Annotated in this window: 20 protein-coding genes and 1 other RNA gene; 9 read left to right on the plus strand and 12 right to left on the minus strand. The window is 39.1% G+C overall.

Features of this window, described 5'->3' with window-relative positions; all coding sequences use genetic code 11:
* Window positions 1–6: 6 nt before the first annotated feature.
* The 6 genes from lepB to rpoE form a co-directional block, all read right to left on the minus strand.
* A complete protein-coding gene (gene lepB / locus AAFX60_011345) occupies window positions 7–909 on the minus strand; it encodes a signal peptidase I (protein ID XDF77273.1) in 903 nt (300 codons plus the stop codon).
* A gap of 122 nt (window positions 910–1,031) precedes the next feature.
* Window positions 1,032–2,825, minus strand: coding sequence for a translation elongation factor 4 (lepA, locus tag AAFX60_011350; GenBank protein XDF77274.1), 1,794 nt, complete (start codon window positions 2,823–2,825; stop codon window positions 1,032–1,034).
* A gap of 89 nt (window positions 2,826–2,914) precedes the next feature.
* Entirely contained in the window at window positions 2,915–3,400 is a 486-nt protein-coding gene (locus AAFX60_011355; GenBank protein ID XDF77275.1) for a SoxR reducing system RseC family protein, read from the minus strand.
* Window positions 3,401–3,405: 5 nt separating this feature from the next.
* A complete protein-coding gene (gene rseB / locus AAFX60_011360) occupies window positions 3,406–4,383 on the minus strand; it encodes a sigma-E factor regulatory protein RseB (GenBank protein XDF77276.1) in 978 nt (325 codons plus the stop codon).
* A complete protein-coding gene (locus tag AAFX60_011365) occupies window positions 4,384–5,001 on the minus strand; it encodes an RseA family anti-sigma factor (GenBank protein XDF77277.1) in 618 nt (205 codons plus the stop codon).
* A gap of 29 nt (window positions 5,002–5,030) precedes the next feature.
* Complete coding sequence (gene rpoE, locus AAFX60_011370) at window positions 5,031–5,609, minus strand: RNA polymerase sigma factor RpoE (GenBank protein ID XDF78935.1); 579 nt, start codon at window positions 5,607–5,609, stop codon at window positions 5,031–5,033.
* A 312-nt stretch (window positions 5,610–5,921) separates the two neighbouring features.
* On the opposite strand from rpoE, the gene nadB reads away from it, so the two are divergent.
* Window positions 5,922–7,541, plus strand: coding sequence for an L-aspartate oxidase (gene nadB, locus AAFX60_011375; protein XDF77278.1), 1,620 nt, complete (start codon window positions 5,922–5,924; stop codon window positions 7,539–7,541).
* 30 nt (window positions 7,542–7,571) lie between these two features.
* Here nadB and AAFX60_011380 read toward each other — a convergent pair whose 3' ends face one another.
* Window positions 7,572–7,853, minus strand: a complete 282-nt coding sequence (locus tag AAFX60_011380; GenBank protein XDF77279.1) for a hypothetical protein — start codon at window positions 7,851–7,853, stop codon at window positions 7,572–7,574.
* A 79-nt stretch (window positions 7,854–7,932) separates the two neighbouring features.
* Entirely contained in the window at window positions 7,933–8,193 is a 261-nt protein-coding gene (locus AAFX60_011385) for a succinate dehydrogenase assembly factor 2 (protein ID XDF77280.1), read from the minus strand.
* A 183-nt stretch (window positions 8,194–8,376) separates the two neighbouring features.
* Here AAFX60_011385 and ygfZ point away from each other — a divergent pair, with 183 nt between their 5' ends.
* The 3 genes from ygfZ to AAFX60_011400 all read left to right on the plus strand — a co-directional run bounded on the left by ygfZ (window position 8,377) and on the right by AAFX60_011400 (window position 10,415).
* Entirely contained in the window at window positions 8,377–9,333 is a 957-nt protein-coding gene (gene ygfZ, locus AAFX60_011390; protein XDF77281.1) for a tRNA-modifying protein YgfZ, read from the plus strand.
* The gene (locus tag AAFX60_011395; protein XDF77282.1) at window positions 9,323–9,805 is read left to right on the plus strand and encodes a YbaK/EbsC family protein; all 483 of its coding nucleotides are present in this window, start codon (window positions 9,323–9,325) and stop codon (window positions 9,803–9,805) included. Before ygfZ ends, AAFX60_011395 begins: the two co-directional genes overlap by 11 nt.
* A gap of 406 nt (window positions 9,806–10,211) precedes the next feature.
* Entirely contained in the window at window positions 10,212–10,415 is a 204-nt protein-coding gene (locus AAFX60_011400) for a DUF1107 domain-containing protein (protein ID XDF77283.1), read from the plus strand.
* A gap of 44 nt (window positions 10,416–10,459) precedes the next feature.
* On the opposite strand, the gene AAFX60_011405 is transcribed toward AAFX60_011400, so the two are convergent.
* From AAFX60_011405 to AAFX60_011415, 3 genes are read right to left on the minus strand one after another with little or no spacing between them, the layout of a single operon-like run.
* Window positions 10,460–11,668 (minus strand): FAD-dependent 2-octaprenylphenol hydroxylase, encoded by a 1,209-nt coding sequence (locus tag AAFX60_011405; GenBank protein XDF77284.1) that lies wholly within the window; start codon window positions 11,666–11,668, stop codon window positions 10,460–10,462.
* Between the two features lie 2 nt (window positions 11,669–11,670).
* Window positions 11,671–12,858, minus strand: coding sequence for a 2-octaprenyl-6-methoxyphenyl hydroxylase (gene ubiH / locus AAFX60_011410; protein ID XDF77285.1), 1,188 nt, complete (start codon window positions 12,856–12,858; stop codon window positions 11,671–11,673).
* A gap of 11 nt (window positions 12,859–12,869) precedes the next feature.
* Window positions 12,870–13,439 (minus strand): YecA family protein, encoded by a 570-nt coding sequence (locus AAFX60_011415; GenBank protein ID XDF77286.1) that lies wholly within the window; start codon window positions 13,437–13,439, stop codon window positions 12,870–12,872.
* Window positions 13,440–13,692: 253 nt separating this feature from the next.
* Between AAFX60_011415 and zapA the strand changes: the two genes are divergently transcribed.
* The 5 genes from zapA (at window position 13,693) to serA (ending at window position 17,035) form a co-directional block, all read left to right on the plus strand.
* Complete coding sequence (gene zapA, locus AAFX60_011420; protein XDF78936.1) at window positions 13,693–14,019, plus strand: cell division protein ZapA; 327 nt, start codon at window positions 13,693–13,695, stop codon at window positions 14,017–14,019.
* 31 nt (window positions 14,020–14,050) lie between these two features.
* Window positions 14,051–14,231: non-coding RNA, 6S RNA (ssrS, locus tag AAFX60_011425), on the plus strand.
* Between the two features lies 1 nt (window position 14,232).
* Complete coding sequence (locus AAFX60_011430) at window positions 14,233–14,814, plus strand: 5-formyltetrahydrofolate cyclo-ligase (protein XDF77287.1); 582 nt, start codon at window positions 14,233–14,235, stop codon at window positions 14,812–14,814.
* 140 nt (window positions 14,815–14,954) lie between these two features.
* On the plus strand, window positions 14,955–15,611 hold the full coding sequence (gene rpiA, locus AAFX60_011435; GenBank protein XDF77288.1) for a ribose-5-phosphate isomerase RpiA: 657 nt from the start codon (window positions 14,955–14,957) through the stop codon (window positions 15,609–15,611).
* 194 nt (window positions 15,612–15,805) lie between these two features.
* Window positions 15,806–17,035 carry a phosphoglycerate dehydrogenase gene (gene serA / locus AAFX60_011440; GenBank protein ID XDF77289.1) on the plus strand — a complete coding sequence of 410 codons (1,230 nt, stop codon included), beginning with the start codon at window positions 15,806–15,808 and terminating at the stop codon, window positions 17,033–17,035.
* 60 nt (window positions 17,036–17,095) lie between these two features.
* On the opposite strand, the gene AAFX60_011445 is transcribed toward serA, so the two are convergent.
* Window positions 17,096–17,788 carry an oxidative stress defense protein gene (locus tag AAFX60_011445; protein ID XDF77290.1) on the minus strand — a complete coding sequence of 231 codons (693 nt, stop codon included), beginning with the start codon at window positions 17,786–17,788 and terminating at the stop codon, window positions 17,096–17,098.
* Window positions 17,789–17,889 lie beyond the last annotated feature (101 nt).

Genomic DNA, 17,889 nt, shown 5'->3' on the forward strand with positions numbered 1-17,889 from the left:
TTTTAATCAGTCTATGCCACCGATGCGATTAAAACGAACACCAGTAGGAATAAAGGAAGGCAGCATGCTATCGCTACCACGGTCAAATTCAAAGCTGATCCAGATCCCGACCGCTTTACCAACCAAGTTCGCTTCAGGAACAAATCCCCAATAACGACTGTCAGCACTGTTGTCACGATTGTCGCCCATCACAAAGTAGTTACCTTCTGGTACTACCCATTCGTTGTAACCTGATCGAGGTTGATACATCGACACACGATCTGAACGCATAGGGTTAACCAAAATATCATGCGTTGTATCTTTTGCTAACTGTTCAGTATATTGAACTAAATTAGTGCGATCTTGCATGAATTCACTGTCTTTCATATTCGTTAATGGAATAATTTTACACTGGTCTTCACCTTTTGGCTTCACACACAATTGCTTCGATGAGCTATAAATAACGGTATCGCCAGGTTCACCTACTACACGTTTAATATAGTCGATATTTGGTTGTGGTGGATATTTAAATACAACAATATCACCACGTTCTGGTTTACCAGTTTCTACAAGTTGTGAACGCCAAACAGGATCTTTAATTCCATAAGAGAATTTTTCAACCAAGATAAAATCACCAACCAATAACGTCGGCATCATCGAACCGGATGGGATCTGGAACGGCTCATAAATAAATGAGCGCAACACTAAAACAATACCAATTACAGGAAAAATAGAGACAGACTGCTCAATCCACGCAGGTTGTGGCGCTACTTTTTCAAGTGTCGCTTCATCAACTTGTCCGTTCGCTTGTTCACGTGCCGCCGCAATTTTTTGCTTACGCTTAGGTGCCCATACGAACTTATCAATTGCCCAAATAACACCAGTAAACAGTGTTACTAGAACCAATATCAGTGAAAAAGTGTTAGCCATTACATTCCCTTAAGTTATTTAGTGTTGCATAACAAAGAAAGCGAAGACCATTGATCATCGCTTTCTTTGAGCTGTAATAAAGCTTAAATTTACAGAACTCTGAGGATTCAGAAATCAGAAAATTAATCTTTACCTACATGAAGAATCGCAAGGAAAGCTTCTTGTGGTAATTCAACATTACCAATTTGCTTCATACGTTTCTTACCTTCTTTCTGCTTCTTCAACAGTTTCTTCTTACGACTTACGTCACCGCCATAACATTTAGCGATTACGTTTTTACGTAGTTGTTTTACTGTTGAACGAGCAATAATGTGGTTACCAATCGCTGCTTGAATTGCAATATCAAACATTTGACGAGGGATAAATTCTTTCATCTTCTCAACTAATAGACGACCACGAGATTGTGAGTTGTCTTTGTGAGTAATGATAGCTAAAGCATCCACTTTGTCGCCGTTTAATAGAACATCAACACGAACCATGCTTGATGCTTCATAACGTTGGAAGTTGTAATCAAGTGATGCATAACCACGAGATGTTGATTTCAAACGGTCAAAGAAGTCTAAAACTACTTCAGCCATTGGAACATCATAAGTTACCGCTACTTGGTTACCGTGGTACTGCATGTCCACTTGTACGCCACGCTTCTCAACACAAAGTGTGATTACATTACCTAAGTAGTCTGATGGTACTAAGATATTACAACGAGCAATTGGTTCACGGATCTCATCAATATCATTAACTGCTGGTAATTTCGCAGGACTATCTACATACAGAATTTCACCATCAGTTTTTGCTACTTCGTAAACTACTGTTGGTGCTGTTGTGATTAAGTCAAGATCGTATTCACGCTCTAGACGCTCTTGGATGATTTCCATGTGAAGCATGCCAAGGAAGCCACAACGGAAACCAAAACCAAGTGCAGCTGAACTTTCTGGTTCATAGAAAAGTGAAGCATCGTTTAGGCTTAATTTACCAAGTGCATCACGGAAGTTTTCGTAATCATCAGAAGATACAGGGAATAAACCTGCATATACTTGTGGTTTTACTTTTTGGAAACCAGGTAAACGCTCTTCACACCCGCCTTTCGCGTGTGTCAATGTATCACCTACTGGCGCACCAAGAATATCTTTGATACCACAAACAACCCAACCTACTTCGCCAGTATTCAATACATCAGTATCGATTTGTTTTGGAGTGAAGATACCAATACGGTCGATACCCCAAACTTGGCCAGTACTCATTACTTTGATCTTGTCATTTTTCTTCAGTGAACCATTTTTGATTCGAACTAGAGAAACAACACCTAAGTAGTTATCGAACCATGAATCGATAATAAGTGCTTGTGTTGGTGCTTCAGGATCACCTTCTGGTGCAGGAATAGATTTAACGATAGTTTCAAGAACTTCATCAACACCTAAACCCGTTTTTGCTGAACAGCGCGTTGCGTCTGTTGCATCAATACCAACGATCTCTTCGATTTCTTCAGCTACACGATCTGGATCTGCCGCAGGTAAGTCAATCTTGTTTAAGATTGGAACTACTTCTAGGTCCATTTCGATAGCTGTATAACAGTTTGCTAGAGTCTGTGCTTCTACACCTTGACCCGCATCGACAACCAATAGCGCACCTTCACAGGCAGCAAGTGAACGCGATACTTCATAAGAGAAGTCAACGTGTCCAGGTGTGTCGATAAAGTTTAGTTGATAAGTCTCACCATCTTTAGCCGTGTAGTCGAGCGTCACACTCTGGGCTTTGATGGTGATACCACGTTCACGTTCTAGATCCATTGAATCAAGAACTTGCGCTGCCATTTCACGGTCTGACAGGCCACCACAAACTTGGATTAGGCGGTCAGATAGTGTCGATTTACCGTGATCGATATGGGCAATAATAGAAAAATTACGAATGTGCTTCATGAATGATGTGACAAACTCAATTAGTTAATAGGATTGGATCGTGAGATCAAGTTGTGGGATTCTACCCAATTTCTGAGCAAGTCGCTATCTTATCGTGCAGCATTTCCCAAGTTTGTGTCGGAAACGGGTTCTCCTAGCACTCTAAGCAAGCTAACTTGTTGCTCTGTTTTTTGTTCAATATGATGAGAAAGTCTTTTTGCTAATTGGTAACCACCAAGAGCAAATAAAACCGATACAACAATTGTTGTTAACTCTCCAAGCCCAATCATTGGACTTAAAAACCACTCGGACAATAACGCACCAAACAATAAAAACAGAAGTGGTGTTAAATAAACAATAGCAGCGGACTGCAATAAATTCTTCTCTGGTAGGCCAATTTCAACCAATTGGCCTACTGATAACTTTTTCTCAGTATGAAATGCCCAATGATGGACTTTTCCAGGTAGCGCTTTAGAAACAATCCCTGTTCCACAAGAGTCTTTTGATGAGCAGTGGTTACAACTTGTTTTTTGTTGGCATCCCACCACTACAATATCTTCTTGTACTTCAAGAACGGTAGCTAATGCAGTCATCATTTCGCTTACTTATCCTCAATAATAGGTTTTGATTCACTAAACACCACTGATTCAGCAATTCGTTTAGCCGTTAATGCTGGAATATCACCAACAACACTTATTTCATAATCGCCTTTAATATAACTATGTAATGAGCGGCGACCTTGGCGAACAAGTTGTTCTTTATGACTGAGTTTATCGGCTTCTGAGATATAAACCGAAAAATTAAATAGACCATCAGAATACATCTGACTTTCTACCGCTCTTTGATTCATCGCTAAACGATAACGGTTGAAGTGAATATTTTTAAATCCACTTGGTATCCATGTCACTTCCCATGTTGCTTTATCACTTGTCGAGCTTGGAATAGAAAGTACTTTAGGTAGCTCAGCATCACCTAATCGCTGTGTCATATACGTCGCAATTTGATCATTTACGGTATATGAAATGACACGATATTGCTCAATGATATCACCTTCTCGACTGACTAAATCAGTTCTCATAGGTAGATGACTACGCTCATCAATCCAGACAATGTAAGAATATCGATTACCGTCTTTTGAAACAATTCGCACCACTTGAGATGCCGTACCTGCTTCTCTTGCTCTACCTACAGATACAAAATCGTAATACTGTTTTAATTGTGCAATATCTTTATGTAGAAGAGGAATAATCGGAGCGACAATAGCTTCAGATTTTATAGTAAATGGCTTGCTACCTTGCTCTAAGTAACTAATTTCGTTGTTTCGACGAATCACTTCACGCATAGAACCGCTCAAATAAACTAAATGAGACAGTGTCATATCCTCTGAATGTGAATGACGATACATAAAAGGTTCTATGCTACTTTTCTTAACTAAAATATAAGAAAGTTCATAATTTAAATTATGGCTAGCCTCTCCCATCAGATGCAACAAAGCCTCAGCAGAAGGTTTTTCTTCAGCTGAGGCCATTATTGGAAAGAAGCTGACCAATGCAATAAAGCTGATCAGGATACGTTTCATCTATTCTGCCAATGTTGAATTTTGTTCTAACAGCTCTCTATCAATCGAACCATCGTGAGCATTCAAACGAAGTTGTAATTCATAATCTTGTAGCATCGCATTAATACGTTTACGTTGCTCCATTACATCAGCTTCATTCGACGTTTTATTCACTAAGGAATCACGCGTTAAACTCACAGGTTCAGCACTGCCGCTAAACGGAATGGTATCAAGCACTTGAATATCCCCACTAGCAGGAATTGCACTTGGTTCTGAACCGTTATATTGCTGAACACCAACAATAACAACCAATGAGAAGCAGGCTGCCATGGCTACTTGGCCAAATTGAGTTAACCAACTAGGTAATGTCTTCTTTGCTTCACTTGGTGTAGGTTGCGACGGCATAAATTCCGTCACCGTATCATTCATAGAATGAGCGGGTTCATCCTCAAGAGCGAGAGCAACGTTGGCAGCAATATTCCATTCTTTGCTGTCAGGCGCATCGCCTCTCATAACATCACCAATTAAATGGTAATTTTTCCAAGTCTCTGCATTTTCAGTGTTTGATAAGGATTCAATGAACGCGTTGTCCATCTCTTCATTATCTATAAACGCAGATATTTGTTCTTTATCAGTCATTGTCTTCACCGTTTGACCGTTGGAAATAATTAACGCTGCATTAGCGGTTGGATTTTTTTCTCAACAACTTCACGAGCTCGGAAAATACGCGAACGAACCGTACCAACCGGACACTCCATTACAGCAGCAATTTCTTCATAACTTAAGCCCTCTAGCTCGCGTAATGTAATTGCTGTTTTTAAATCTTCTGGCAATCCATCAATTGTTGAAAAGACGATCTCTCTTAACTCTTCTGACAACGATAAATTCTCTGGGTTCGTGATTTCCTTTAATGCACTCGCCCCTTCATAATATTCCGCCTCTTCTGCATCAACATCTGATGCTGGCGGCCTGCGTCCTTGAGCAACAAGGTAATTCTTAGCTGTATTGACTGCTATGCGATACAACCAAGTATAAAATGCACTGTCCCCACGAAAGGTTGGTAACGCACGATACGCTTTAATAAACGCTTCCTGGGCTACATCAGGCACATCACCACTGTTCTTTACGTAACGAGCAACAAGGTTACATACTTTGTTTTGATATTTTACAACAAGATGATTAAATGCTTGTTTATCGCCACGTTGAACACGCTCAATTAAAACTTGATCTGTTAACTGCTCACTCATTGGAGCGGGTACTCCCATGTTATTCTTCTTAGATGCGCATTAAGTCTACATAACGCAATAGCTTATAATGAACCAGCTATACCACGATTAACTTGAGCACTATGTATGAGTTTCTAATTCTTAGAAAGTTCCTTTATTATTACATTTTTTTATCAATTTAATATATCTATATCAATCCATGGGACTTTAAAATCCTTTTTGCTGATATTTACGAACTTTTATTCTTGATATTTAAGATTCCATTCCAAAATGTGACGCAACCGGATAGATTCTGGTAAAATGATCGGATTATCACAGGAAAATGATGAATATATGAACATAACCAATGAACACAGTTGTGACGTTTTAGTCATAGGCAGTGGTGCTGCTGGTCTTTCTCTTGCCCTTAGAGTCGCACCACATGGAAAGGTGATCGTCTTAAGTAAAGGCCCTCGAAATGAAGGCTCAACCTATTACGCTCAAGGCGGCATAGCTGCCGTATTTGATGAAAGTGATACCGTTGAATCACATGTTGAAGATACCCTTGTAGCAGGCGCGCACATATGTGACCGAGATGTCGTTACATTTATTGCAGAAAACGCAAAACATTGCGTTCAATGGTTAATTGATGGCGGCGTTCCTTTTGATCACGATGATGAAAAAGAAACCGATATCTCCGATCCTAAATTCCATTTAACTCGTGAAGGTGGACATAGCCACCGTCGTATTTTGCATGCTGCGGATGCGACAGGTAAAGCCATGCAAAATTCACTGCAAGAGAATGTGCTTAACCACCCAAACATTACGATTTTTGAGCGCCACAATGCGTTGGATTTAATCACCGAAGATAAAATTGGTGGTGATGCGGATAAAGTTGTTGGTGCTTATATTTGGAACCGTGATGCAGAACACGTTGAAACTGTTCGTGCCAAATTTGTTATTTTAGCCACTGGCGGTGCATCTAAAGTATACCAATACACATCAAACCCAGATGTATCTTCAGGTGATGGTATTGCAATGGCATGGCGTGCTGGTTGTCGAGTTGCTAACTTAGAATTTAACCAATTCCATCCAACCTGTCTTTTCCACCCTGACGCACGAAACTTCTTAATGACAGAAGCATTACGTGGTGAAGGCGCTTATTTACGCCGTCCTGATGGTACTCGTTTTATGCCAGATTTCGACGAGCGTGGTGAGCTTGCTCCTCGTGATGTTGTCGCTCGAGCTATCGATTACGAAATGAAGCGTTTAGGGGCTGACTGCATGTATTTAGACATCAGCCATAAGCCTGAAGACTTCATTCACCACCATTTCCCTACCATTAATGAAAAGCTGCTTTCATTTGGTATTGATATGACAAAAGAACCAATCCCTATCGTACCTGCTGCTCACTATACCTGTGGCGGTGTAATGGTTGATAAACAAGGCCAAACCGATATTGATGGTCTATTTGCTATTGGTGAAGTAAGTTACACCGGTCTTCATGGTGCAAACCGTTTAGCATCAAACTCACTATTAGAGTGCGTTGTGTATGCGTGGTCAGCGGCTGAATATATTATTAAAGATATGGATAAACGCGAACTGCCACCAACGCTGCCAGCATGGGATGAAAGCCAAGTTGAATGCTCTGATGAAGAAGTAGTTATTCAGCATAACTGGCACGAACTACGCCTATTCATGTGGGATTACATGGGTATCGTTCGTACTGACAAACGTCTAGAGCGTGCACTGCGCCGTATTCAATTACTAAAACAAGAAACTCATGATTATTATAGTAATTTCAGAGTTTCGAATAACTTAATTGAATTACGAAATCTTTTAGACGTATCAGAATTGATGGTACGTTGTGCAATGAAACGTAAAGAAAGTTGTGGTTTACACTATACGCTTGACTATCCAGAGGCATTGGAAGAGTCAGGTCCAACTATTTTAGTGCCAACCAACTTTAAGTAGGCGAAACCTTACTTAATAACGACAACACGACTACTTTAAGAGCACCATTAATTGATGGTGCTTTTTTTTATCTATCGCATCTGAGAATAAATAAAAGAACTGCTTAGTATAAGCATTTTCAGCATAGATGATACTTAATGAGCGACTGCTCCACAGCATCCGTTTAACCACCCAATCACGATGGTCATCGGTATCCTTCTTTGAAAAAGTATAACTGCCTTGCTGTTCTAATAGCTGATAATAAGTGGCGTTTAGTTGTTTATAAATGAGGAAGAAAAATGAGGGAAGAAGTGGAAATGGAATAATATCCATCAATAATATCGCCCACCCAAAGCAGAAGTAACTGCCATTCAATCCAAGATAGGCGATATAAGAGAAGTTCAGCGTTATTTTAACGTAACTTACTGAGGTTGTGCTCAACGATTTTATCTACCATAGATGCATGAGCAAGATTATCGCTGCGACCATGCCCCATAACCCATGTAAATAGGTCTGGATCATCACACTCTAATAATGAAACAAAAGCTTGTTGCTCTGCTTCTGTAAGCTCTTCAAAACATTCATCAAAGAATGGCATTATTACCACGTCTAATTCCAGCATTCCACGACGGCAAGCCCACTTAACTCGTGCTTTTTCTTCGGCACTGTACATACTGTCCCCTAGCGTAAAAAATAAAATAACGGCCTTGAGTTTATCAGTCTATTTCAACGACAACCATGATCTAAAGTCATAAGATGAAGAAGATGCGACATGAAACTACTTGTTTCTTTTTACTGACATTTAAAATTTAGACATTTACTATAAAGAACATAACCTAACTTAAATAAGAATTTTATGATGAGCACTCTATTCCCAGCATTAAATTTAAATAAAGATGAGCCATTACCAAGCTTCACTGTCTCCGAGTTAAATGATTGGGCATTAATCACAATGATTGGTGCAGATAAAAAATCATACCTACAAGGTCAAGTTACTTGCGATGTTGTTTCTTTAGCTCAAGATGAGATCACCTTCGGTGGGCATTGTGATGCAAAAGGGAAATTATGGAGTATCTTCCAGCTCTTTCATCACAATGATGGCTACGCTTTATTTCAGCGTAAAAGTGCTATCGAAACAGAATTAACTGAAATAAAAAAATACGCTGTATTTTCTAAAGTCGATATTTCAATTAGTGATGAAATTTTACTTGGTTTTACTGGCGATAAAGCCCTTGAGTGGATAAATCAACATACTGATTCAAATGCCAACGTCCGAGTATCTAAATTTGGTACGTTTGCCAAAGTTAGCGATACACAATGGTTACTAGTAACAACCGATGATAAAAAAGAGGAACTTCTTTCTTTATTATCAGAAGCAACACTATGCGATGAGGCTATATGGTCTTTGCACCACATTAAACACGCCTTACCACAAATAGATGCCCCACTATGTAACGAACATATTCCTCAAGCACTAAATCTACAAGCCATCAATGGTATTAGCTTTAAAAAAGGGTGCTATACAGGTCAAGAAACCGTAGCAAGAGCAAAATACCGTGGTATAAACAAACGTGCTATGTACCTACTTTTAGGTCTTTCAGAGGCACGACCATGTGCCGGTGATGCTATTGAGCGTAGTGTGGGTGAAAATTGGCGTAAAGGCGGAACCATTGTTTCGGCATACCGCTTTGAAGATGGCTATACTCTTGCTCTAGCAATCCTTCCAAATGATTTAGATGAAGATACACAATTCAAACTTCAAGAGTCTATCTGGGAAAAAGTAGAATTGCCTTACACACTTAATGATGAGTAAGTTGCAAACATCTGTGACGGATCTGCTTGATAAAGAGCAGATCCCTTACCGACTACTTCCACATAAAACTCCCGCAATCAGTGTTCAAGATGCCGCTGAACAACGTGGAGTTTCTCCATCTCAGATGGTTAAAACGATTGTTTTACGAGATATGGGTGGACGATTGGCTCTGGCTTGCGTTCCTGGAGATCAACAAGTAGATCCAAAAAAAGTACGACAATTATTAGATTGCCGACGCATGACCTGTGTTTCATCTGATGAAGTAAAGCTAATTACAGGCTTTGAGATTGGTACGATAAACCCAATAGTAACAGCGACACCAATGCCTGTTTTTCTAGATATTCATTTCCAACAACATCAATATATTAATATATCTAGCGGCGATAGAATGGCAGGAATTGAATTAACACTCGCTGACTTGTGCCATTTATGCCAACCAACTCTAGCTTCTTTGTGCCGAGAATTGGATTAATTTACATTCTTACATAACGAACTTGATCCATTACTCATTTCGCCACATCAAGAGATGAATTATTATTTATTTTTTATGAATAAGTAGCATTTTGGTTAATTTTTAGTTATTTTGATTGTGTTCTTTTCTTACGAAAGAGCGCATAAATTGTTTAACTCCAAACAATTTACTCCAATATACCTATATATATTGGAAATGCATCTGTGACTGTTTGCCCGAACTCTGTTTCGGGCTTTTTTTTAATATTTTTATCTAGATAAAGATCAAATATCAGCATATTAAAATATTAATAATATGCTCCTCCTCACCTTATCCCAATTTTGCAACATATATGTCACATAAATTTGGTTATAATGCTATCCAGAGCATAAAAGCTCGTTTGTTTTAATCACTGAAGGATAATGTGATGCGATTTTTTAAGCACTATGCACCGAGCATGATTGCGAAACATATTAGTCGACTATTTAATGGAAAGATTCATATTCACGGCATTGGCGAGTTTCGATTTAAAGATGGTCGATTAGTAGCTCCTACAGAAGCGGAGCGTGAACACTATAAAATGGTAAAAGAAATTAACTCAGAAATAACTCGGTTGAAAATGGCTTATTAAAAATAAAGGTAGCATTACGCTACCTTTTTGTTTTTAACTAAATACTATTTTTTTGCTATTTCTGGTAAATGTCCAGATAAGCCTAGCGCTCTTTTTAAGCATTCATCTTTAACAGGCGATAGCTCATTCGTTAATGACATTCCCACCCCTCGAATGAACTTCTTAACTGGATTGCTTCCAGAAAATAACTCTTTAAATCCTTGCATAGAGGCAATCATTTGAGCGGCTTCTGCTTTTCTCCATCGCTCAAAAGAACGTAAATTAACTTTTAAACCGATGTCTTTACTTTCATTTTGTAACGCTAAAATCGTTTCAGCTAATGCAGCAGCATCGGCAAGTCCAAGATTCACACCTTGCCCTGCTAAAGGATGAATAGTATGTGCAGCGTCACCAACTAATACCGCTCGCTCACGAACGAAATCTTTGGCATAACGCATCTTTAATGGAAAAGCTTGGCGAGCCCCTTCAACAGAACATAGTCCAAGTTGATTATCAAATGCCGTAGTTAAACGTTTATTGAAATCATCTTCAGGCATCGAAACTAAATCTTCGGCTTGTAAAGGGTCAAGAGACCATACAATAGAGCTTAAATTCGGTTCACCTAATGGTAAAAATGCAAGCGGTCCTTCAGGTCTAAATATTTGTCGAGCGGTTGCATTATGAGTATCTACAGTTCGAATATTTGCAACCAGAGCGCTATGACCGTAATCCCAATGTGTTAAAGGAATATCTAACTGATTACGTAACCATGAATTTGCACCATCCGCACCAACCACCAGCTTTGCGGTAATTGCTTTACCTGATTCTAAATTAATCCAAGCTTCACTTTCGCCAAACATAATATTAGTGCATCGTTCTGGCGCTAATAATGTAACGTTTTCTTGTTTTGAAATTTTATCCAAAAGAGAAAGTTGTATAACTCGGTTTTCGACAATATGTCCTAAATTATGCTGAGCGATGTCCTCTGCTTCAAATTCAATCTTAGCAAAGCTGTCTTGCTCCCATACTCGCATCGATGTGTATGGTGCTGCACGACGTAACAAGACTCCCTGCCATGCTCCAACATTATTTAAAATATTTTCACTTGCTCGACTGATCGCTGAAACTCGAATATCAGGCAAAGAGGCTAATTCCTCTTCAGGCAGTTGGCTTTCAATGACTGCGATTCTTAATCCACTGTTTTCTAATGCAGCGGCTACGGTTAAACCAACCATACCGCCACCAATAATCGCAATATCTACACTCTGCATCATAATTATCTTTTCACTCTACCCATTGCTCGTAATGTCACAGGTTTTAATAAAAAACGGAAAGTATCAACCGCATACAAACCAATATTTCGTCCAATTACCATTGGGAATGAATGAGTTGCAAAGATAGAAATTAATCCTGCAGTCATCGTTATGGTTTGCTGTTGATCTGGTTCTCGTCGATTCTGATACTCAGCTAGCACCGAATAATCACCAATATCTTGACCATTCAAAGAAGCTTGAGTAATACATTCACTTAATGAAAATACATCTCTTATTCCAAGGTTAAACCCTTGGCCTGCAATTGGATGCAGAGTTTGAGCTGCATTACCAATAGCAGCAAAACGATGGGAAACATGCTGTTTTTGACGACGAAGTAACAAAGGATAATGTGCTCGCTTACCCGTTTTTATTAACTTACCAAGGCGCCAACCAAATTCATTTTGTAGATGCGCTAAAAATTGCTCATCACTGTACTCTAATATTTCCTGCGATGCTTCAGGAGTAACACACCATACAAGTGAGCTACGACCATTAGACATCGGCAAGAGAGCGACAGGGCCATGCTCAGTAAAACGCTCAAATGCTTTTCCTTGAGGATGGAGCTCTGTTGTCACATTAGCGATGATAGCAACCTGCTCAAAATCAAACACTTCAGATTCTAATTGCATGCTTTTGCACGTGGCAGATTCAGCGCCATCTGCTGCTACAACCAAAGATGCAGAAATAACCTTTCCTGTAGAGAGCGTTATCTTAGTCAGTGCTAACTCTCGCTCAAGATGAGAAACCGATGCAGGGCAAATAAGTTCTATATCTGAAGAGTTTATTAATTTTTTATGATAAAAATCACCAATATCAGCAAGCTCAACAACATAACCAAGATCATCAACGTTCAATTCTTTTGATGTTAACTCTGTTATTCCTGCATGTTGCTGATCTGAGATGTGAATATGCTTTATTGGTGTTGCTAACGGGGCGATATCTGACCACAAAGCAATGTCTTTCAATAGCTGCGCAGTTCCATTAGAAAGAGCAATACTTCGAGAATCATAGCCTGGGTGAGAATCAAGTTTTGGTTCGACAGCTTCAATAACCGCAATCGAAAGACGCCCTTGATTCATTTTTTCTAATGCTAAAGCGAGTGTTGCTCCCGCCATCGCACCACCAACAATAACTACATCATAATGTGTCATTCTAGAATCCATTAATGCACTGTTTTAGACGCATCAGTATGTATTTGCTGACCTAATTCAGCATGAATAGTAAGAACACAAATGCGCACATGCTCTACTATTTGTTCGAAGAGACTTTCTTGTTCTTCAAGATCATCCTCTTCATCAATACCTAAACGTGCAATTTCTTCTAAATCAGCTAACGCTTCTTTCAATGCATCAGATGTTTTATCTAATTTAAGCTCAACTAAACCTAAACCAGAGATAAAATGGTTAACCCACTCACTTAACCCATCAGCTCGATTCATTAAGCTCTCTTTCTCACTAGGGATTAACAACTCTAAAGCCAGCTTTTCAGCCGTTAATTCAGCAACTGTGCATTGAAATACCGCACTTCCCACTTTAATTGCACTGTCTGGCCATCCCATACCATCGTTAGTGTAATCATAAATCAATGGCTTCCAGGTTTGATCGTCAAGAGATAGACCACCGCTTATCATGCCAACTAATAGACCATGCAATTCTGATGGTGTAACTGCAAGTCCACTGTCTTTTAAAGCTGACTCAACGGTTAAAAACTCTGGCATTTTAATTTCGCTCATATTTGACGATCTCTAGATTAGGATTAATATCTCCATGCTACCACTTCATGCATTTTCAGAAAACTCACTATCTCTCGCAATTGAGTATCTTTTCATCAGATTGTTGTTTTATTAAGAATATAGTTAACCACCATCAACAAAGCGATGCGAAATACTTGAATCTTTTTACATCATTTCTTATAGTTTCATTCACTTATCACTGGTTATTTATGAAGTCAGTGAATCTTATAGTTTAACGATGAGTAATGTATTGATGACAAGCCAAGCCGTGCAAGTCCAAATATTAGGACGAGCCATCAAGGTTAACTGCCCTGCTGGTCAAGAAGCTGCATTAAAAGAAGCCGCTCAAGATTTAGATAATCGTGTAAATGAATTATCTGAACGAACCAAAGTAACCAATACTGAACAGTTATTGACTATTACGTCGTTAAATATCTGCTACGAACTTCATGCGGCTAAAAAAGAGGCAAGTAAACACTCTTCCGATGTTTATGAACGCATGGGATTGCTTGCAAGCGCATTAGAAGCTGCAATTTCTACAGTTAAGCCTAGCCAAACAGAAGAAAGTACGGCAGAATAGAAACATCGCTAAGGATAGCAAAAGAATCAAATTTACCCTGGAGTGTTTGTAGGCGGATCTATGTCCCTGAGCCGATAAGCACAAATTAGGGTTAGTACTTGTTTGCTATTGAGCATGCTCGGCTTGTACTGAGAAGCCTACGGTAAACTTTGCTGATCCGCCTTGAACCTAGGGTTCAAGGGCTACGACCACTACGGCACTTTGGGGTATTCCATGACATCTCGTCGACTCATTCGACAATCTACACGTCAACGTCGTAACGCTTTATCTCCTATTGAACAATCTCAAGCAGCCAACGCTCTTGTCCAGCAGTGTTCTATCAACCCTGTAATTCAAAAAGCACACTCTATTGCAGTCTATTTATCTTCCGATGGTGAAATTGATACCAATCCACTCATCACTTGGTTATGGGCACAGGGCAAACAAGTCGCTTTACCTGTAATACACCCATTCTCAAAGGGTCATTTATTATTCCTTGAGTACACTGAAAACTCACCGCTTGTTCATAATAAATATCAGATCCTAGAACCCAAACTAAACAAAACTAAAATTATACCGACCTCTGAATTAGATCTAATTTTGACGCCGTTAGTTGCTTTTGATCATACCGGTAATCGTTTAGGTATGGGCGGTGGATATTATGATCGAACCCTCTCTAATTGGCACTCCCATCAGCAAGGTCCAATGCCGATAGGGTTATCACACACTTGCCAGCAAGTTTCATCGTTACCAATTGAATCTTGGGATGTACCACTTCCTCAAATCATCACACCTCAAAAAACATGGCACTGGTAAATAGTTAGCCGAAACCGTTTGCTTTGCTTGTATTTTATTCATTTTTTACGCTTTACTGACTTATTTTTTCTGACGAAGAAAAAACTCTACGCTATAATCACGCCGCTTTCATTTGCACATTATATTTCTAGGAGAAGGTCATGACTCAAGACGAGATGAAAAAAGCAGCTGGTTGGGCAGCGTTAGAATACGTAGAAGCTGGCAGCATTGTTGGTGTGGGTACAGGTTCAACCGTAAACCATTTCATCGACGCACTTGCGACCATGAAGAATGAAATTAAAGGCGCAGTATCAAGCTCAGTAGCTTCAACAGAGAAATTAAAAGAACTGGGTATTGAAGTTTTTGATTGTAATGATGTTGCTGGCCTTGATGTTTATGTTGATGGTGCCGACGAAATTAACGGCAAGAATGAAATGATTAAAGGCGGCGGCGCTGCTCTTACCCGTGAAAAAATCGTTGCTGCAATTTCTGATAAATTTATCTGTATTGTTGATGACACAAAGCAAGTTGATGTTTTAGGTCAATTCCCACTTCCTGTTGAAGTTATTCCAATGGCTCGCTCTTATGTTGCTCGTGAGTTAGTTAAATTAGGTGGCGATCCTGCATACCGTGAAGGCGTAATTACCGATAATGGTAATGTGATCCTTGATGTTCACGGTATGAAAATTACAGATGCAAAAGATCTAGAAGATAAAATCAATGCTCTTCCAGGCGTAGTAACTGTAGGTTTATTTGCACACCGCGGTGCAGATGTCCTATTAGTAGGGGCTCCAGAAGGCGTTAAGAAGTTCGACTAAATAACTACCTTAACTTAATGTTCCCTTATTTAAGAGGGAGCAAAAATGTTATTTCATTACAAACGGTGCTCATTAGCACCGTTTTTTATTAACTATTCCGTAATTTTCTTACCCAAACTGATTATTTTTTGATACTTTATAATCAGCAAGCAATAAATCACATCATAATTTTGTTTTTAAGGATAAGAACGACCATGGCAAAAGTATCTCTGGAAAAAGAAAAAATCAAAATTCTTCTTTTAGAAGGATTGCACCCATCTTGTGTTGAAGTTTTCCAAGCAGATGGTTACACCAATATTGAATACCACAAAGGTTCACTCTCTGAAGAAGAACTCTTAGAAGCAGTAAAAGACGTTCATTTTATTGGTCTTCGCTCCCGCACTCAATTAACACAAGAAGTATTTGATGCTGCAAACAAATTGGTTGCTGTTGGTTGTTTCTGTATCGGCACAAACCAAGTTGATTTAAAAGCAGCCGCAAAGCGTGGTATTCCAGTATTCAATGCTCCTTTCTCTAATACTCGAAGCGTTGCTGAATTAGTTTTAGGTCAAATTCTACTATTACTTCGTGGTATCCCAGAAAAGAATGCATTAGCACACCGTGGTATTTGGAAAAAAAGTGCTGACGCTTCTTTTGAAGCTCGAGGCAAACGTTTGGGTATCATAGGTTATGGACATATCGGTACACAATTAGGCATTTTAGCTGAAAACCTAGGTATGCGAGTTTATTACTACGATATCGAAAATAAACTTTCTCTAGGTAACGCAACTCAAATCCCGACCATGAGTGAATTATTAAATAAGTGTGATGTGATCTCTCTACATGTTCCTGAAACCGCGGGAACAAAAGACATGATGGGTGCAGAAGAATTTGCTCGTATGAAACCAGGGGCTATCTTTATTAACGCTGCACGTGGAACTGTTGTAAAAATTCAAGATCTATGTGACGCATTAGAGTCTGGGCATTTAGGTGGTGCAGCGGTTGATGTGTTCCCTGTAGAACCAAAAACAAACGCTGACCCATTTGAGTCACCATTACAAAAGTTTGATAATGTAATCTTAACGCCGCATGTTGGGGGGTCTACTCAAGAAGCTCAAGAAAACATTGGGGTTGAAGTTGCGGGTAAACTAACAAAATACTCAGATAATGGTTCAACATTATCATCAGTTAACTTCCCTGAAGTGTCACTTCCTGAACATACTGATACATCACGTTTATTGCATATCCATGAAAACCGTCCAGGTATTCTAACTCAAATAAACAGTATTTTTGCTAATGAAGGCATTAACATTGCAGCTCAATACTTACAAACATCAGCAGATATGGGCTATGTTGTTATTGATGTTGAAACCGCACGAGCAGAAGAAGCTCTAGTTCAACTAAAAGCAATTGAAGGCACTATCCGCGCTCGAATTCTTCATTAAGATAAATAAAAAATGGGCAGCTTAATTAGCTGCCCATTTTATTCATATTAAATAATGTAATCAGTTAAGTCGATATACAACAGATACAGAGTCAGAAATCACCATTTGGTTATCCTGATAACTTTCAGCTGTATTTGCAGCGCTATCCATCGCCATGCTTCTCATCAGCACAGGTTGACTGTAATTATTATGATATGAAACCTTCCAAACCCCTTTAACAGAAGTTCCAAATCCTTTAGCTAGAGATGCCGCTTTTTCATTCGCATCTTTAATCGCTTCTAAACGAGCCGCTTCAATGTATTGCTTTTCTTTGCTTGTTTTTAATTCAATATGGTTAATACGATTAATCCCCTCACCCAAGGCTTTATCTAAATAACCATTCAATTTATTTAAATCCATTACAGTAACGGTAATATTTCGAGTGGCTTTATAACCAACAAGCTCTGGCTTTTTACCTTTTGGATAACGGTATTCCGGGGTTAAACGAATATTACCACTATTAATATTCTCACGTTTAACGCCTTGTACTTCTAAGCGAGCTAAAAATCCAGTTACTGCTTTATCCGCAGCCTGTTTCGCTTTTTCTGCTGTTGCCTTACTTTCAACGACATCAACTGAGAACTGAGCCATATCTGGTACAACAAAAACCTCACCTTTACCAGAGACTTCTAGGTGAGGAAAATCTGGTGATGCAGCCATTGCTACAGGCGTTAAGAAAGCTGATAAACATAAAACACTTATTATTTTTTTCATTTTTTATTCTCAAGATAATGTCATATTGCTATGACTCTAATAACAGCAAATAATTCCTTATCATTATGCATGTTAAGGCAAAAAAAATGCTACCCGAAGGT

This window comes from Aliivibrio fischeri (assembly GCA_038993745.2).
GTDB classification, from domain to species: Bacteria; Pseudomonadota; Gammaproteobacteria; order Enterobacterales; family Vibrionaceae; genus Aliivibrio; species Aliivibrio fischeri_B.

Bases quoted from the DNA above. Each gene is read 5' to 3' on its own strand.
- lepB (XDF77273.1), bottom strand. From the start codon at position 909: ATGGCTAACACTTTTTCACTGATATTGGTTCTAGTAACACTGTTTACT.
- lepA (XDF77274.1), bottom strand. From the start codon at position 2,825: ATGAAGCACATTCGTAATTTTTCTATTATTGCCCATATCGATCACGGT.
- AAFX60_011355 (XDF77275.1), bottom strand. From the start codon at position 3,400: ATGATGACTGCATTAGCTACCGTTCTTGAAGTACAAGAAGATATTGTA.
- rseB (XDF77276.1), bottom strand. From the start codon at position 4,383: ATGAAACGTATCCTGATCAGCTTTATTGCATTGGTCAGCTTCTTTCCA.
- AAFX60_011365 (XDF77277.1), bottom strand. From the start codon at position 5,001: ATGACTGATAAAGAACAAATATCTGCGTTTATAGATAATGAAGAGATG.
- rpoE (XDF78935.1), bottom strand. From the start codon at position 5,609: ATGAGTGAGCAGTTAACAGATCAAGTTTTAATTGAGCGTGTTCAACGT.
- nadB (XDF77278.1), top strand. From the start codon at position 5,922: ATGAACATAACCAATGAACACAGTTGTGACGTTTTAGTCATAGGCAGT.
- AAFX60_011380 (XDF77279.1), bottom strand. From the start codon at position 7,853: ATGGATATTATTCCATTTCCACTTCTTCCCTCATTTTTCTTCCTCATT.
- AAFX60_011385 (XDF77280.1), bottom strand. From the start codon at position 8,193: ATGTACAGTGCCGAAGAAAAAGCACGAGTTAAGTGGGCTTGCCGTCGT.
- ygfZ (XDF77281.1), top strand. From the start codon at position 8,377: ATGATGAGCACTCTATTCCCAGCATTAAATTTAAATAAAGATGAGCCA.
- AAFX60_011395 (XDF77282.1), top strand. From the start codon at position 9,323: ATGATGAGTAAGTTGCAAACATCTGTGACGGATCTGCTTGATAAAGAG.
- AAFX60_011400 (XDF77283.1), top strand. From the start codon at position 10,212: ATGCGATTTTTTAAGCACTATGCACCGAGCATGATTGCGAAACATATT.
- AAFX60_011405 (XDF77284.1), bottom strand. From the start codon at position 11,668: ATGATGCAGAGTGTAGATATTGCGATTATTGGTGGCGGTATGGTTGGT.
- ubiH (XDF77285.1), bottom strand. From the start codon at position 12,858: ATGACACATTATGATGTAGTTATTGTTGGTGGTGCGATGGCGGGAGCA.
- AAFX60_011415 (XDF77286.1), bottom strand. From the start codon at position 13,439: ATGAGCGAAATTAAAATGCCAGAGTTTTTAACCGTTGAGTCAGCTTTA.
- zapA (XDF78936.1), top strand. From the start codon at position 13,693: ATGACAAGCCAAGCCGTGCAAGTCCAAATATTAGGACGAGCCATCAAG.
- AAFX60_011430 (XDF77287.1), top strand. From the start codon at position 14,233: ATGACATCTCGTCGACTCATTCGACAATCTACACGTCAACGTCGTAAC.
- rpiA (XDF77288.1), top strand. From the start codon at position 14,955: ATGACTCAAGACGAGATGAAAAAAGCAGCTGGTTGGGCAGCGTTAGAA.
- serA (XDF77289.1), top strand. From the start codon at position 15,806: ATGGCAAAAGTATCTCTGGAAAAAGAAAAAATCAAAATTCTTCTTTTA.
- AAFX60_011445 (XDF77290.1), bottom strand. From the start codon at position 17,788: ATGAAAAAAATAATAAGTGTTTTATGTTTATCAGCTTTCTTAACGCCT.